This is a genomic window from Nonomuraea sp. NPDC050383, assembly GCF_044459125.1.
Classification (GTDB): domain Bacteria; phylum Actinomycetota; class Actinomycetes; order Streptosporangiales; family Streptosporangiaceae; genus Nonomuraea.
In genome coordinates this window covers 381,150-395,728 of sequence record NZ_JBITIP010000007.1, presented here as the reverse complement: position 1 = coordinate 395,728, position 14,579 = coordinate 381,150, and the positions used below count along the sequence as shown (strand labels likewise).

The 14,579-nt window shown below is 74.0% G+C and carries 18 protein-coding genes; 8 read left to right on the top strand and 10 right to left on the bottom strand.

All coding sequences use genetic code 11. The annotated features are described in order from the left end of the window. Positions 1-43 precede the first annotated feature (43 nt). Both ACIBG4_RS20480 and ACIBG4_RS20475 read left to right on the top strand, forming a co-directional pair. Positions 44-1,432, top strand: a complete 1,389-nt coding sequence (locus ACIBG4_RS20480) for a selenium-binding protein SBP56-related protein (protein ID WP_355453277.1) — start codon at positions 44-46, stop codon at positions 1,430-1,432. A gap of 10 nt (positions 1,433-1,442) precedes the next feature. Next, positions 1,443-2,063, top strand: a complete 621-nt coding sequence (locus ACIBG4_RS20475; RefSeq protein WP_397203119.1) for a hypothetical protein — start codon at positions 1,443-1,445, stop codon at positions 2,061-2,063. Positions 2,064-2,085: 22 nt separating this feature from the next. On the opposite strand, the gene larB is transcribed toward ACIBG4_RS20475, so the two are convergent. From larB to ACIBG4_RS20460, 3 genes are read right to left on the bottom strand one after another with little or no spacing between them, the layout of a single operon-like run. Next, a complete protein-coding gene (gene larB / locus ACIBG4_RS20470; protein ID WP_397203118.1) occupies positions 2,086-2,778 on the bottom strand; it encodes a nickel pincer cofactor biosynthesis protein LarB in 693 nt (230 codons plus the stop codon). Next, a complete protein-coding gene (gene larE, locus ACIBG4_RS20465; protein ID WP_397203117.1) occupies positions 2,771-3,631 on the bottom strand; it encodes an ATP-dependent sacrificial sulfur transferase LarE in 861 nt (286 codons plus the stop codon). The genes larB and larE overlap by 8 nt, the downstream gene beginning before the upstream one ends. A 35-nt stretch (positions 3,632-3,666) precedes the next feature. Then, positions 3,667-4,233 carry a TetR/AcrR family transcriptional regulator gene (locus tag ACIBG4_RS20460; protein ID WP_397203115.1) on the bottom strand — a complete coding sequence of 189 codons (567 nt, stop codon included), beginning with the start codon at positions 4,231-4,233 and terminating at the stop codon, positions 3,667-3,669. A gap of 165 nt (positions 4,234-4,398) precedes the next feature. On the opposite strand from ACIBG4_RS20460, the gene ACIBG4_RS20455 reads away from it, so the two are divergent. Genes ACIBG4_RS20455 through ACIBG4_RS20445 form a run of 3 tightly spaced genes read left to right on the top strand, consistent with a single transcriptional unit; the run spans position 4,399 to position 7,073 of the window. Beyond that, entirely contained in the window at positions 4,399-5,595 is a 1,197-nt protein-coding gene (locus tag ACIBG4_RS20455; protein WP_397203114.1) for a cytochrome P450, read from the top strand. Between the two features lie 48 nt (positions 5,596-5,643). Next, positions 5,644-5,844: a ferredoxin gene (locus tag ACIBG4_RS20450; protein WP_355453258.1), complete on the top strand. Its 201-nt coding sequence runs from the start codon at positions 5,644-5,646 to the stop codon at positions 5,842-5,844. Further along, positions 5,841-7,073: an NAD(P)/FAD-dependent oxidoreductase gene (locus ACIBG4_RS20445; RefSeq protein WP_397203113.1), complete on the top strand. Its 1,233-nt coding sequence runs from the start codon at positions 5,841-5,843 to the stop codon at positions 7,071-7,073. Before ACIBG4_RS20450 ends, ACIBG4_RS20445 begins: the two co-directional genes overlap by 4 nt. 23 nt (positions 7,074-7,096) lie before the next feature. Here the strand turns inward: ACIBG4_RS20445 and ACIBG4_RS20440 are convergent, their stop codons facing one another. Then, positions 7,097-7,516 carry a MarR family transcriptional regulator gene (locus tag ACIBG4_RS20440; protein WP_310714920.1) on the bottom strand — a complete coding sequence of 140 codons (420 nt, stop codon included), beginning with the start codon at positions 7,514-7,516 and terminating at the stop codon, positions 7,097-7,099. 210 nt (positions 7,517-7,726) lie between these two features. Between ACIBG4_RS20440 and ACIBG4_RS20435 the strand changes: the two genes are divergently transcribed. The 3 genes from ACIBG4_RS20435 (at position 7,727) to ACIBG4_RS20425 (ending at position 9,906) form a co-directional block, all read left to right on the top strand. Then, positions 7,727-8,389 (top strand): TetR/AcrR family transcriptional regulator, encoded by a 663-nt coding sequence (locus ACIBG4_RS20435; protein WP_397203112.1) that lies wholly within the window; start codon positions 7,727-7,729, stop codon positions 8,387-8,389. Between the two features lie 73 nt (positions 8,390-8,462). Continuing rightward, on the top strand, positions 8,463-9,689 hold the full coding sequence (locus ACIBG4_RS20430; protein ID WP_397203111.1) for a cytochrome P450: 1,227 nt from the start codon (positions 8,463-8,465) through the stop codon (positions 9,687-9,689). Between the two features lie 22 nt (positions 9,690-9,711). Continuing rightward, the gene (locus tag ACIBG4_RS20425; RefSeq protein WP_355449409.1) at positions 9,712-9,906 is read left to right on the top strand and encodes a ferredoxin; all 195 of its coding nucleotides are present in this window, start codon (positions 9,712-9,714) and stop codon (positions 9,904-9,906) included. A gap of 4 nt (positions 9,907-9,910) precedes the next feature. Here the strand turns inward: ACIBG4_RS20425 and pcaC are convergent, their stop codons facing one another. From pcaC to ACIBG4_RS20395, 6 genes are all read right to left on the bottom strand, one after another. Next, positions 9,911-11,026, bottom strand: a complete 1,116-nt coding sequence (gene pcaC / locus ACIBG4_RS20420; RefSeq protein ID WP_397203109.1) for a 4-carboxymuconolactone decarboxylase — start codon at positions 11,024-11,026, stop codon at positions 9,911-9,913. Continuing rightward, positions 11,023-12,207, bottom strand: a complete 1,185-nt coding sequence (pcaB, locus tag ACIBG4_RS20415; protein ID WP_397203108.1) for a 3-carboxy-cis,cis-muconate cycloisomerase — start codon at positions 12,205-12,207, stop codon at positions 11,023-11,025. The genes pcaC and pcaB overlap by 4 nt, the downstream gene beginning before the upstream one ends. Further along, positions 12,194-12,718 (bottom strand): protocatechuate 3,4-dioxygenase subunit alpha, encoded by a 525-nt coding sequence (gene pcaG / locus ACIBG4_RS20410; RefSeq protein ID WP_397203107.1) that lies wholly within the window; start codon positions 12,716-12,718, stop codon positions 12,194-12,196. The genes pcaB and pcaG overlap by 14 nt, the downstream gene beginning before the upstream one ends. After that, positions 12,715-13,467, bottom strand: coding sequence for a protocatechuate 3,4-dioxygenase subunit beta (gene pcaH / locus ACIBG4_RS20405; protein WP_397203106.1), 753 nt, complete (start codon positions 13,465-13,467; stop codon positions 12,715-12,717). The genes pcaG and pcaH overlap by 4 nt, the downstream gene beginning before the upstream one ends. An 88-nt stretch (positions 13,468-13,555) precedes the next feature. Further along, positions 13,556-14,185, bottom strand: a complete 630-nt coding sequence (locus ACIBG4_RS20400; RefSeq protein ID WP_355449421.1) for a CoA transferase subunit B — start codon at positions 14,183-14,185, stop codon at positions 13,556-13,558. Further along, positions 14,182-14,579: CoA transferase subunit A (locus ACIBG4_RS20395; protein WP_397203105.1), on the bottom strand; the 398-nt coding region annotated here is incomplete at its 5' end. The genes ACIBG4_RS20395 and ACIBG4_RS20400, both read right to left, overlap by 4 nt.

Genomic DNA, 14,579 nt, shown 5'->3' with positions numbered 1-14,579 from the left:
CTTGTCTATTGACCGGGTAGGTAATGCATGAATCATGGGGGTCATGGCACTCTGGACTCCGGACCCCACGTTCTACCCCTCGCCGCGCGACGCCGCCGCCGCGCCGGCCGAGCGGCTGGCCTACGTAGCCGCGTTCGACCGCCGGGCGGCCCGGCCCGACGCGATCGCCGTCGTCGACACCGACCCGTCCTCGCCCGGCTACGGTCAGGTGGCCGGCTGGACCGATCTGCCCAACACGGGTGACGAGCTGCACCACTTCGGCTGGAACGCCTGCAGCAGCGCCCTGTGCCCCTACGCCCCGCACCCCCATGTCGAGCGCCGCTACCTGGTCGTGCCGGGCCTGCGCTCCTCCCGCATCCACATCCTCGACACCAAGGACCGGATCAGCCCGGAGATCGTCAAGGTGATCGAGCCCGAGGAGCTGGCCCGGCGCGCCGGGTACTCGCGGCCGCACACCGTCCACTGCGGCCCCGAGGGCCTCTACGTCTCGGCGCTCGGCGGCGCCAACGGCGAGGACGGGCCGGGCGGGATCGCGATCCTCGACCACCAGTCGTTCGAGGTGCTCGGCCGCTGGGAGGTGGACCGGGGCCCGCAGTACCTCTCCTACGACTTCTGGTGGCACATCAACCACGACGTGCTCGTCACCTCGGAGTGGGGCACGCCGTCCATGATCGAGGACGGGGTGGTGGGCGAGCTGCTCCTCGGCCGCAAGTACGGGCACCGGCTGCACTTCTGGGACCTGCGCAAGCGCCGCCACCTCCAGGAGGTGGACCTGGGCGACCAGTACCAGATGACGCTGGAGCTGCGCCCGGCACACGACCCGACCAGGACGTACGGCTTCGCCGGCGTCGTCGTCAGCGTCGAGGACCTGTCGGCCTCGGTGTGGACGTGGTTCCAGGAGGGCGGCCGCTGGCAGGCGCGCAAGGTGATCGACATCCCGGCCGAGCCCGCCGACGAGAAGGACCTGCCGGACGTCCTCAAGCCGTTCGGCGCGGTGCCGCCGCTGGTCACGGACATCGACCTGTCGGTGGACGACCAGCGCCTGTACGTCTCCTGCTGGGGCACCGGGGAGCTCAAGCAGTACGACGTGAGCGACCCGTTCAAGCCCGTCGAGCTGGGCTCTCTGCGGATCGGCGGCATCGTCCGGCGCGAGTCGCACCCGGCCGCCGACGGCCCGCTGAGCGGCGGCCCCCAGATGGTCGAGGTCAGCAGGGACGGCAGGCGCGTCTACCTGACCAACTCCCTGTACGGCTCCTGGGACGACCAGTTCTACCCGGACGGCGTCGGCGCCTGGCTGGCCAAGATCGACACCGACTCGTTCACCTTCGACGAGCGGTTCCTGCCGCACGGCGACGCCTTCCGCGGCCTGCGCCCGCACCAGGTGCGGCTGCAGGGCGGCGACGCCTCGTCCGACTCCTACTGCTACCCGTGACCGGCCGCCCATGACCATCGCCGCCGTTCTCCTGCTGGGCGCCTTCCACGGCCTGAACCCGGCCATGGGGTGGCTGTTCGCGGTGGCCCGCGGCCTGCAGGAGCGCAGCAGGGACATGCTGCTGGCCTCGCTGCCGGCGATCGCCGCCGGTCACCTGGCCTCCGTCGCGCTGGTCGCGGTGGTGGTCGGCGTGACCGGCTCGCTCACGACCGCCACGGTGCTGTCGGTCGCCGGCGGCGTGACGCTGGTCGCCTTCGGCCTGTGGCGGCTGCTGTCGAAGCGGCACTTCCGCTGGGTGGGGATGCGGCTGTCCCTGCCGCAGCTCGCCGCCTGGTCGTTCCTCATGTCGTCGGCGCACGGCGCCGGCCTGATGCTGGTCCCCGTCTTCGCCGGCCTGGCGGCTGAGGGGGGCGGCCCGGCCGGCGCCGGTCACGCGGGCCACGCCGTCGCCGGCGGCCTGGGTGTGGCGCTGTGGCACACGCTCGGGATGTTCACGGTCGCCGGCGTGGTGGCGGTGCTCGTCTACGAGGTGGCCGGGCTGGCCGTCCTGCGCCGCGCGTGGTTCAACGTGGACCGCATGTGGGCCGCCGCGCTGGTCGCCGCCGGCATCGTCACCCTGCTGCGCGCCTGAGCGCGGCCCCGGATCGCGGCTCTCACAGCGGGGCGGCGATCTGGGCCGCGAGGTGGCCGGCGCCGTAGCCGTTGTCGATGTTCACGACCGCGACGCCGGGCGCGCACGCGTTGAGCATGGTCAGCAGGGGCGCCAGCCCGCCGAACGCCGCCCCGTACCCGACCGAGGTCGGCACGGCCACCACCGGCGCGGAGATCAGCCCGGCCACCACGCTCGGCAGCGCCCCGTCCATGCCCGCCGCCACGACCACGACGCGGGCGGAGCGCAGCAGATCGAGCACGCCGAGCACGCGGTGCAGGCCGGCCACGCCCACGTCCACGACCAGCTCGCAGGGCCGGCCCAGGTAGCGGGCGGTCAGCTCGGCCTCGCGCGCCACCGGCAGGTCGGAGGTGCCCGCCGCCAGGACGACCACCTGCCCGCCGGAGGGCGGCGGGGGTTCGGGCGGCCACACGAGCAGCCGGGAGTCCGGATCGTGGCGGGCGTCGGGCAGCTCGGCCAGCACGGCCCGCGCGTGCTCGGGCTCGGCCCGCGTGAACAACGTCGCCCCTGTCGGGTGGAGCGCCGTCCGGGCGCGTTCGCGCAGCTCGGCGGCGATCGCGCGGACCTGGTCCGGCGTCTTGCCCGCGCAGTACACCGCCTCCGGGTAGCCCCGGCGGGCCGCCCTGTCGTGATCCAGCCGGGCGAACGACTCCGGCGCGCTCCAGCCGTCAGCCATGCCGCGCCCCCGCGCCCGGTCCCTGCACCAGGGGCAGGGTGAAGGCGCCCGACTGGATGCCGGCCAGATCGACGGCCACCATGCGGAACCCGGCCTCCCGCACCGCCGACAGCGCCGGCTCGCGCAGGTCGCCCGCGAGCCGCGCGATCTCGGCGACGGGCACCTCGATCCTGGCGATGTCGCCGTGGTGGCGCACCCGGCAGTCCGTGAAGCCCAGCTCCCGCAGCGCCGCCTCGGCCCGCTCCACCTGGGCCAGCTTCCCGGGCGTGACCTCGGAGAAGTGCGGGATGCGGGAGGCCAGGCAGGGAGCGGCCGGTCTGGCGGCGCTCGGCAGGCCGAGGGCGGCGGCGATGCGGCGGACCTCCGCCTTGTCCACGCCCGCGTCGGCCAGCGGCCGCAGCACCCGGTGCCGGGCGGCGGCCCGGCTGCCGGGCCGGTCGGGGCGGCGGACGTCGTCGGCGTTCTCCCCGTAGGCCACGGCGGTGATGCCGTGCGCGGCGGCGACCTCGTCGGAGATGCGGACGAACAGCTCGTTCTTGCAGTGGAAACAGCGGTCGGGGCCGTTGGCGCGGTACGCGGGCAGGTCCCCCTCGTGGGTGGCGACCTCGACCAGCCGCGCGCCGACGTACGCGGCGACCTCGTGGGCCGCCGCCCGCTCGGCGGCGCCGAGGCTCGGCGAGACGCCCAGCACCGCGATCACCCGGTCCGCCCCCAGCTCCCGTACGGCGAGCGCCAGCAGCACGGAGGAGTCGACGCCCCCGGAGAAGGCGACGCCGAGCCGCCCGGACGTGCGCAGCAGCGCGCCGACGCGGTCCGCTGCCTCGGCCTCGAGGCCGGTGAGTGAGGGGAGCATGCCGGGTGCCTCCGGTTCGTGGACGGGTCGTGTGCTCAAGGCCGGGCCGGGGTGTCGATGCCGTGGCGGAGCAGCCGCCACACCCGATCGGCCGCGTGCCGCCGGGCGGGCGCGGGGGTCCTGCGCAGCACCCCGGCGAGCATCCCGACGGCCATGACCAGGTCATCGGCCGTCAGGTCCGCCCGGACCGCGCCGGCGCGGCGGGCCCGGCCGAGCAGGTCGTCCAGCAGGCCGGCCACCCGGTCGCGTACCTCGATCATGCGGGGGTCGGCCGGCGGCACGCTCACCATGTCGATGAACGCCGTCGAGGTGATGGTCTGCTCGGTCATCAGGGCCAGCACGTCGTCGAGGGTGGCGCCCGGCTCGGCGGCCAGGGCCTCCAGCGAGCTCACGCCTTCCTCGAAGACGGCCAGCGCGAGGCTGACACGGTCGGGGAAGTGCCGGTACAGGCTGCCCTGGCCGACCCCGGCGGCCCGCGCGATCGCGCTGAGCGGCGCGTCGTACCCGGAGCCGGCGAAGACGTCGCGGGCCGCCGCGATGAGCGCGGCCCGGTTCTCCGCCGCGGCACTCGGTCCCCTGTTGGGGCGACGCGTATCTGACATGGCGGCCAGCGTAGCAACCGGACAAGTTTGTCCGGTTGTTCGGCCTTCCCCGCTCGACACACGCCCGAGGTGCGGCTACGGTGACAACCGGACAACATTGTCCGGTGGCCGCGGCGGCATCCCATCAGCGGGCCGGTCTCCGCGACCGGCCATCCAGGAGGACATGTGACGGACATCCAGGACTACCCGTTCCCCGCCCCCGGCGCCCTGGAGCCGCCGGAGGAGTGGGCCGAGCTGCGCGGCCGCTGCCCCGTGGCGCCCATCCGGCTGGCCAGCGGGGACGAGGCGCTGCTGCTGACCCGGTACTCCGACGTGAAGGACCTGCTGTCGGACCCGCGCTTCACCCACCACCTCGTCGCCGACGACGCGGCGAACATCACGGCGAACGAGGGTGGAGGCGTGTTCGCCAGCGGCGGCACCACGGTCAGGGGCGACGCCCACCGGGACTGGCGCAAGCTGATCGGCAAGGCGTTCACCGCCAAGCGCGTCTCGGCCATGCAGCCCGGCATCGAGGCGGCGGCCCACCGCCTGGTGGACGAGATGGTCGAGCAGGGCTCGCCCGCCGACCTCGTGGCCGCGCTGGGGTTCCCGCTGCCGGTGTGGGTGATCTGCGAGCTGCTCGGGGTGCCCGACTCCGACCGTGACCGGTTCGCCCACTGGTCGGACACGCTGCTGAGCCTGACGAAGTACACCCAGGAGGAGATCGACGCCGCGCAGGCCGACTTCGCCGCGTACATGCGCGCGCACGCCGTGGCCAAGCGGGCCGAGCCGGGCGACGACCTGATCAGCGAGCTGATCACGCTGGTCGGCGCGCTCGACGGCCGGGTCACCGAGGAGATGACGGTGATGACGGCCCAGGGACTGCTGGTCGCGGGCCACGAGACCACCGCCAACATGATCGGCAAGATGGTGGCGATGCTGCTGGCCGACCGCGCCCGCTGGGAGCGGCTCGTCGCCGACCCCTCGCTCATCCGCACCGCGGTCGAGGAGTGCCTGCGCTACGACGCCAACTTCGGCTTCGGCATCCCCCGCTACATCAGCGAGGAGGTCGAGATCGGCGGCACGACCCTGCCGAAGGGCGCCACGGTCGTGTGCAGCCTGTCCTCGGCCAACCGCGACGAGAGCGCCTTCGAGGACGCCGCGGACATGGACCTGACCCGCTCCCCCAACCCGCACCTGATCTTCGGCGCCGGGCCGTACGCGTGCCTCGGCCAGTCCCTGGCCCGCACCGAGCTGCAGACCGTGCTCAAGGTGCTGATCGACCGGCTGCCCACGCTGGAGCTGGCCGTGCCCGCCGACGTCCTGGCCCGCCGCGAGGGACTGATCGTCGGCGGCCTGGAGCAGGTCCCGGTGCGGTGGTGACGGCTCCATCACCTGGCACCCACGACTGAACCGGAAGGAAGGACGAACGTGAACATCACCGTCGACACCGACAAGTGCTGCGGCGCGGGAACGTGCGTGCTGCTCGCTCCCGACGTCTTCGACCAGGGGGAGGACGACGGCATCGTGATCCTGCTGGACGCCACGCCGCCCGAGGCGCTGCACGCCGTCGTCCGCGAGGCGGCCGGCGTGTGCCCGGCCGCCGCGATCAGCGTGGAGGAGCGGTCTTGACGGTCCCGGCCGACGTGCTCGTCGTCGGCGCCTCCGCGGGCGGCCTCGGCGTCGTGGAAGCGCTGCGGCGCCACGGCCACCAGGGCGGCCTGACCGTCCTGGGCGCCGAGCGGCACCCGCCCTACGACCGGCCGCCGCTGTCCAAGCAGGTGCTCTCCGGCGTCTGGGAGGGCGAGCGGGCGCACCTGCGGTCGGCGGACCAGCTCGCCGGGCTGGACGCCGATTTCGTCCTCGGCGACCGCGCGGTCCGGTTCGACGCCGCCGCGCGCGAGGTGCTGACCGCCTCCGGCCGGACACTGCGCGCGGAGGCGGTCGTCCTGGCCACGGGCCTGACTCCGGCCCGGCTTCCCGGCCAGGACGGCCTGGCGGGCGTGCACGTGCTGCGCACCCTGGACGACGCGCTCGCGCTGCGCGAGCACCTGCTGGCCGGTCCGCGTCTCGTCGTGGTGGGCGAGGGCGTGCTGGGCGCCGAGGTGGCCGCCACCGCGCGCGGCATGGGCCTCGACGTCACGCTCGCGGGCCTGGGCCGGGCCGTGCTCGCCGACCAGCTCGGCGAGCGGATCGGCGGGGCGCTCACACGGCTGCACGCCGACCGCGGCGTCCGGCTGCGGCTCGGCGTCGCCGTCCGCGAGCTCACCGGCTCCGGCGGCCACGTCACGGGGGTACGGCTGGCCTCCGGCGAGCTGCTGCCCGCCGACGCGGTCGTGGTCGCGATCGGCTCCCGGCCGGCGACCGGCTGGCTGGCCGGCAGCGGCCTGACGGTGGGCGACGGGGTGGCCTGCGACGCCGGCTGCCGCGCGGCCCCCGGCGTCTACGCGGTGGGCGACGTCGCCTCCTGGCACCACGAGGGGCTCGGCAGGCGGCTGCGGCTGGAGAACCGGACGAACGCCGTCGAGCAGGCCCAGGTCGTGGCCGCCAACATCCTCGGCGAGGACTGGGCGTACACGCCGGTCCCGTACTTCTGGACCGACCAGTACGACGTCAAGCTCCAGGCCCACGGCCTGCCCACGGCGGGCGCCGAGGTGGAGGTGGTCGAGGGCGACCCGGAGGAGGGCCGCTTCGTCGCGCTGTACCGGGAGGGCGGCACGGTCACCGGTGTGCTCGGCTGGAACATGGCCAAGGCGGCCCGCCTGCACCGCCGGCACGTGGCCGACGCCATGACCGACGCCATGACCGGCTCCCGGCCCGGCGCCGAGGCCGCGGCGGGCGGCGCGGTCACCGTGTCGTAGTCAGGGGCGGGCCGGGGCGCGGGTCAGGGGCGGGGCCAGGGCCGTCCGGCGAGGCGCTCGACGTCGGTGTTGAACCGCCTGAGGTAGGCGGCGAACGTGGCGACCTCCTCGGGCGTCCAGTTCACCAGGACCTTCTCCAGGCCGTTGACGTTCTTGGCCCGCTCGTCGTCGAGGTACCGCTCCCCGGCCCTCGTCAGGCGGAACTTGCGGGCCATCCCGCCGTCGGGATCGGGGATGCGCTCGACCAGGCCGGAGCGCAGCAGGGCCGAGGTGTGCCGGTTCAGGGTGGAGACGTCCAGGCCGAACGCGTCGCTGAGCTGCCCGATCGACATCATGCCTTCCAGCCGGACGCGGCTGAGCAGGATGTACGCCATGCGGTCGATGTGACGGTGCCGTCCGAGCAGCATGGTCTCGTACTCGATGAGGTCCGTGGGCTTGTCCATGCCAGTCCTTTGTGCCGTCAGTGCGCGCCAGCATATCTATCACACCGTATGTGCAACCTACACAATCCGTGCATACGGCACACCTTGTGCACGGCGCACACTGATTTTTAAAGCAGTCGCTTGACTTAAGGTGACTGTGCCGATTGACTGAGCTTGACCGGAACCTGTTCGGATGGGGGCGCTCATGGGCCGAGGCGACGGCGGGCCGGCGTGACCGGCCGGACGACCGGCGGGAGCCTGCGGGCCGTGCGGGTCAGCGAGACGCGGGAGCAGATCCTGACGGCGGCGGAGCGGCTGTTCGCCGAGCACGGCGTGTACGCCGTGTCCAACCGCCAGGTCAGCGAGGCCGCGGGGCAGGGCAACAACGCCGCGGTCGGCTACCACTTCGGCGCGAAGGCCGACCTGGTGCGAGCCATCGCGCGCAAGCACGCCCAGCCGATCGAGCGCGCCCGCCGGCGGATGCTGGCCGAGATGGGCGACGCCACCGAGGTACGGGACTGGGTGGCCTGCCTGGTGCGCCCGGTCACCGACCACCTGGCCGCCCTGGGCAACCCCACCTGGTTCGCCCGGTTCGGCGCCCAGGTCATGACCGACCCGGCGCTGCGCGAGATCATGATCGACGAGTCCCTCACCTCGCCCTCGCTGCGGCAGATCATCGACGGGCTGCGCCGCGCCCTGCCCGGCCTTCCGGAGGACGTGCGCGCCGAGCGCGCCGAGATGGGCGGCCAGCTCATGGTGCACATGTGCGCCGTACGGGAGAACGCCCTGGCCGAAGGCGCCCCCACCCCACGCTCCACCTGGCACGACACCGCGACCGGGCTGATCGACGCGATCACCGGTATGTGGCTGGCCCCCGTCACGCGCGAGCCGTGACGGCCTGAAGCCGCCTCGCCACGACGGCCCCAGGCGCGTCGTGGCGACGTCCCGACAAGGAGAAGAGCACGCGATGACCGACATACTGAGCGCGGCCGGCGCGGACCCGGCCGTCGTCCCGGAGTTCCCGATGGCCAGGGCGGCCGGATGCCCGTTCGACCCGCCGCCGGGCCTGCGGTCCCTGCAGGAGGAGGGCCCGATCGCGCGGGTCCGGCTGTGGGACGGCAGCACGCCGTGGGTGGTGACCCGTTACGCCGAGCAGCGGGCGTTGATGGCGGACCCCAGGGTCAGCGCCGACATCACGCGCCCCGGATATCCGGCTCCGGCCCCCCTCCCCAAGGGCTCGTTCGCCAGCTTCATCCTGATGGACGACCCCGAGCACCACCGGCTGCGCCGCATGGTGCAGGCGCCGTTCACCGTCAAGCGGGTGGAGGCCATGCGCCCGGCCGTGCAGAAGATCGTCGACGACCTGATCGACGACCTGCTGGCCGGCCCGAGGCCGGTGGACCTGGTCGAGGCCTTCGCGCTGCCGGTGCCCTCGCTGGTGATCTGCGAGCTCCTCGGCGTCCCGTACGCCGACCACGACTTCTTCCAGGACAACAGCAAGACCATCATCAGGCGCGACGCGCCCCCCGAGGAGCGGGCCGCGGCCGGCGGCCGGCTGACCGCGTACCTGGACGACCTGGTGGGACGCAAGCTCGCCGAGCCCGCGGACGACCTGCTGTCGCAGCTGGCCGGGCGGGTCACGGCCGGCGAGCTGACCCGGGAGGGCGCCGCCCAGATGGGCGTGCTCCTGCTCATCGCCGGGCACGAGACCACCGCCAACATGATCGCGCTCGGCACGCTGGCCCTGCTGCAGAACCCGGACCAGCTCGCGCTCCTGCGCGACGGCGACGACCCGAAGCTGGTCGCCGGAGCCGTGGAGGAGCTGCTGCGCTACCTGAACATCACCCACAGCGGCCGCCGCCGGGTCGCCCTGGAGGACATCGAGATCGCCGGCCAGGTGATCCGCGCCGGCGAGGGCATGATCATGGCCAACGACATCGCCAACCGCGACCCCGGCGCCTTCCCCGAGCCCGACGACCTGGACATCCGCCGCGACGCCCGCCGCCACGTGGCCTTCGGCTTCGGCGTCCACCAGTGCCTGGGCCAGCCCCTGGCCCGCATGGAGCTCCAGGTGGTCTACAGCACCCTCTACCGGCGCGTCCCCACCCTGCGCCTGGCCACGGACCTGGACGCGATCCCGTTCAAGCACGACGGCCAGGTCTACGGCGTCTACGAACTTCCCGTCACCTGGTAACCCACCAAGAGCAAGAGGAACCGTGAAGATCACCATCGATCAGGACAAGTGCGTCGCCTCCGGGCAGTGCGTGATGTCCGCCATGGACGTGTTCGACCAGCGCGACGAGGACGGCATCGCGATCCTGCTCGACCCCACGCCGCCCGCCGAGCTGGCCGACGACGTCCGGCAGGCCGCGGCGGTCTGCCCCGCCCTGGCCATCCACGTGGAGGAGTGAGCCCTCAGGCCGGCGTGCCCGGGTCCTCGGACAGGACGCGCTGCGCCACGGCGAAGGCGGCGTTGGCGGCGGGCACGCCGCAGTAGACGGCGCTCTGGAGCAGCACCTCGCCGATCTCGTCCGGGGTGAGGCCGTTGCGGAGGGCGGCGCGGACGTGCATGGCCAGCTCGTCGAGGTGGCCGCGGGCGACGAGCGCGGTCAGGGTGACACAGCTGCGGGTGCGGCGGTCCAGGCCCGGCCGGGTCCAGATCTCGCCCCAGGCGTAGCGGGTGATGAAGTCCTGGAAGTCCCTGGTGAAGCCGGAGGTGCGGGCGATCGCCCGGTCCACGTGCTCGTCGCCCAGCACCTCGCGCCGCACCCGCATGCCGGACCCGGCAGGCAGGTGCGCGAGCAGCGCGGACGTGACCTTCTCCGGCTGGTCGACGTTGGCCAGGTGGGCGGCGCCCGGCAGCTCCACGAGCGTGGCGCCGGCGATGCCGTCGGCCAGCTCCCGCGCATGGGCGGGCGGCGTCGCCGGGTCGTCCCGCCCGGCCAGCACCAGCGTGGGAACGGCGATGGCGCCGAGGTCGCCCCGCAGGTCGTAGCCGGCCAGGGCGTCACAGCAGGCGGCGTACCCCTCCGGGTCCGTGGCCGCGAGGTCGTCCAGCAGCGCCCGGTCGGCGGGGCCGGCGAACCACCGCCCGGCGGTGGCCTCCAGCAGCACCGCGGTGCCCTGCTCCCGGACCAGCCGCGCCCGCTCCCGCCAGGCCCGCGGCTCGCCGAACCGGGCGGAGGAGCAGATCATCGCCAGCGAGCGCACGCGGCCGGGGTGGCGCGCCGCCAGGGTCGCGCCGATCGCCCCGCCGATCGAGACACCCGCGTAGTGGAAGCCGCCCGGGCCGCCCATGCCGACCGCTTCGGCCAGCTCCAGCACCCGCTCCGCGAGGGCGTCGACGGTGAGGGGGCCTGCGGGCCCCGGTGAGCCGCCGTGGCCGGGCAGGTCGAACCTGAGCACCCGGAACGTCCGGGTCAGCGCGGCGAGCTGCGGCTCCCACACGCGCATGGACGTGCCGAGCGACGGCCCCAGCACGAGCGGCTGCCCGCCTTCGGGCCCGTCCAGCCGGTACCGCAGCGACGTCATCTCTCCTCCAGCGCCCGGTCGACGAGGGCCGCCGCGCAACCGGGCGTGCCGTCCACCTCCAGGTTGGCGCGCATCCTGGCGGGGTCCACCCGCAGGTCGGCGAGCAGCTCGGCGGCGTCGCGGGCGGCACCGGCGACCAGCCGCAGCGCCTCGCGCAGCGGCTGCCACTCGGCGTGCCAGGCCCCGGCGGGCCGCTCGTCCTCGGCGGCCAGCGAGCCGTAGAGGATCGCGGCGAGCGCGGGCACCTGGCGGGCGGCGGCGGCGATCATCGTGGCGCGCACCGGGTTGTGCTTGTGCGGCATGGAGGACGAGCCGCCGCCGACGCCCTCCGCCACCTCGCCGATCTCGGTACGGGAGAGCACCAGCACGTCGGCCGCGACCTTGCCCAGCGCTCCGGCGGTGAACGCGAGCGCCCCGGCCAGGTCGGCGACGGGGGTGCGCAGCACATGCCACGGCAACAGGGGCTCGGCCAGCCCCGTCTCGGCGGCGAAGGCGGCCAGCAGGCCCAGTACTGCCTCACCACCCGGCGCGCCATCGGCCCCTTGGGCGGGCGCGGAGCGGGCCGGGGCCAGGGTGCCGGCCGGGGCGAGGGTGCCGGCCGGACCGCCGAGCTGCACCGGCAGCGCCCGCCGGGCGGCGAGCAGCCGGGACCGGGCGTCCACAGCCAGCTTGCGCCAGCCAGCCGCCTTCAGCCCGAACGTGGTCGGCACCGCCTGCTGGGTGAGCGTGCGGGCGGCCATGACCGTGTCGCGGTGCTCGGCCGCCAGCCCGGACAGCCGGTCGATCACCTGGTCCAGGTGGTCCGTCACGGCGCCGAGGGCGCGGTGGGCGACGAGCATGAGGGCGGTGTCGAGAACGTCCTGGCTGGTGGCGCCCAGGTGGACGTACGCCCCGTACGGCTCCGCTGCCGCGCGCAGGTCCTCCACCAGCGGGATGACCGGATTGCCGCCGGAGCGGGCGCGTTCCGCCAGTCCGGCCACGTCGAGGACGACCTCCCGGGCGGCGGCGGTGACGGCGTCGGCCGCCTCCGCCGGAACCAGGCCCAGGGCAGCCTGCGCGCGGGCGAGCGCGGCCTCCGCCTCCAGCATCGCCCGCAGGACGGCGGCGTCACCGGTGGCCTCGGTCGCGGCCCGCATGGGCGACAACAGCCCGAGGTCCGCGGGCCGGTCAGCCGAAGTCAAAGAACACCGTCTCCTTCTCGCCCTGCAGGTGGACGTCGAACCGGTAGACGTCCTCGCGCTCGCGCGTGGCCAGGAGCGTGCGCGCCCGCTCGGACGGCAGCGTGTCGAGGAAGGGGTGCTCGGCCAGGTAGATGCGGGTGTAGAGGTGGTGCAGCAGGCCGCGGGCGAACACGCAGACGCTGATGTACCCGGTGCCGGGCACCAGGGTGCGCAGGGTCCAGCGGCCGTCGGCGTCGGTCGGCACCCGGCCGAATCCCGTGAAGTCGACGCCGTGCCTGCCGATGATCGACCCGTTCACCGGGTCGCGGCGCAGCGTGCCCGGAGCGCCCCGCAGGTCACCGGCGGGGTCGGCCTGCCAGAACTCCAGCAGCGCGTCCGGCACCGGCGCGCCCGCGCCGTCGTGGACGTACCCGTGCACGGTGATCCCGCCGGCGGCGAGGTCACCGCCGCCGGGGAACGGCAGCGCGTAGCCGTAGAAGGGGCCGACGGTCTGCGAGGGGGTGGGGTTCATCGGCCTTCCTCCATCCAGGTCGCGGCGGGGCCGTCGAGGACGATGTCCCAGCGGTAGCCGAGCGACCACTCGGGCCGGGACAGTTCGTGGTCGTAGGCGGACACCAGCCGCTGCCTGGCCCGCTCGTCGGTGACGGAGTTCAGGATCGGGTCGTACGGGAAGAGCGGGTCGTTCGGGAAGTACATCTGCGTGACCAGCCGCTGGGTGAAGGCCGTGCCGAACACCGAGAAGTGGATGTGGGCCGGCCGCCAGGCGTTGACGTGGTTGCGCCACGGGTAGGCGCCGGGCTTGATCGTGGTGAACGTGTACCGGCCCTCGTCGTCGGTGAGGCAGCGGCCGACGCCGGTGAAGTTGGGGTCGAGCGGCGCGGGATGGTCGTCGCGCTGATGCGGGTAGCGCCCGGAGGCGTTGGCCTGCCAGATCTCCACGAGCTGGCCGCGCACCGGCCGCCCGTCCCTGTCGAGGACGCGGCCCTGCACGGTGATCCGCTCGCCCAGCGGCTCGCCGAGGTGCTGCCGGGTCAGGTCGGCGTCGAGCGCGGTGACGTCCGTGACGCCGAAGACCGGGCCGGTCAGCTCCGTCGCCTCGGGGTCCTTCAGCGCCACCAGGGGCTGTTTCGGGTGGCGCAGCGCGGTGCTGCGGTAGGGGGCGTAGTCCCGGTCGGGATGGTCGGCCTGCCGGCCGGCGCGCGCGGCACGGATCTCGGCCATCTCCTTGTCGATGTCGGCCTGGGTGAGGGGTGGCATCATGAGCGGCTACCTTTCGACTACGACGGCTCGACTGCGACGGCTGCTAAGACGGCTCGGCCACGACGGCCGCCTCGGCGGCGGCGGGCCCTCATGCGTGGACCTCCGCGGCCGTGCGGTCGCGCAGCTCGGCCGGGGTGACGCCGGGCGCGGTCTCGACCAGTCTCAGCCCGTCGCCGGCGACGTCCAGCACGCCGAGGTCGGTGATGATCCGGTGCACGCACGCCCGGCCGGTGAGCGGCAGCGTGCACTCCTCGACGATCTTCGGCGTGCCGTCCCTGGCGGTGTGCTCCATGATCACGATGACCCGGCGCGCGCCGTGGACCAGGTCCATCGCCCCGCCCATACCCTTGACCAGCCTGCCGGGAACCATCCAGTTCGCCAGGTCCCCGCGCGCCGACACCTGCATCCCGCCGAGCACCGCCACGTCGATGTGCCCGCCGCGGATCATCCCGAACGACAGCGCCGAGTCGAAGAACGACGCGCCCGGCCGGACGGTCACCGTCTCCTTTCCCGCGTTGATCAGGTCGGGGTCCAGCTCGTGCTCGGCGGGATAGGGGCCGACGCCGAGGATGCCGTTCTCCGAGTGCAGGACCACGTCCACGTCCTGAGGCAGGAACGACGGGATCCGGGTGGGCAGGCCGATGCCGAGGTTGACGTAGTCGCCGTCGCGCAGCTCCGCCGCCGCCCGCGCGACCATCTCGTCCCGGGTCCAGCTCACCGGGCCACCGTCCGCTTCTCGACGGCCTTGTCGGCGGCCTGCTCGGGCGTGAGCACCAGCACGCGCTGGACGAACACGCCGGGCAGGTGAACCTCGTCGGGGTCCAGCTCGGTCAGCTCCTCGACCTCGGCGATCGTGACCCGCCCGGCCATCGCGGCCAGCGGGTTGAAGTTGCGGGCGGACTTGCCGAAGACCAGGTTGCCGTGCCGGTCCCCCTTGGCCGCGCGGACGAGCGCGAAGTCCGTCGTGATGCCGTGCTCCAGCACGTACGGCCGGCCGTCGAACTCGCGGATCTCCTTGGGCGGCGAGGCGACGTCGATCGAGCCGTCGGGGTGGTGGCGCAGCGGCAGGCCGCCCTCGGCGACGGGCGTGCCCACGCCGGCCGGGGTGTAGA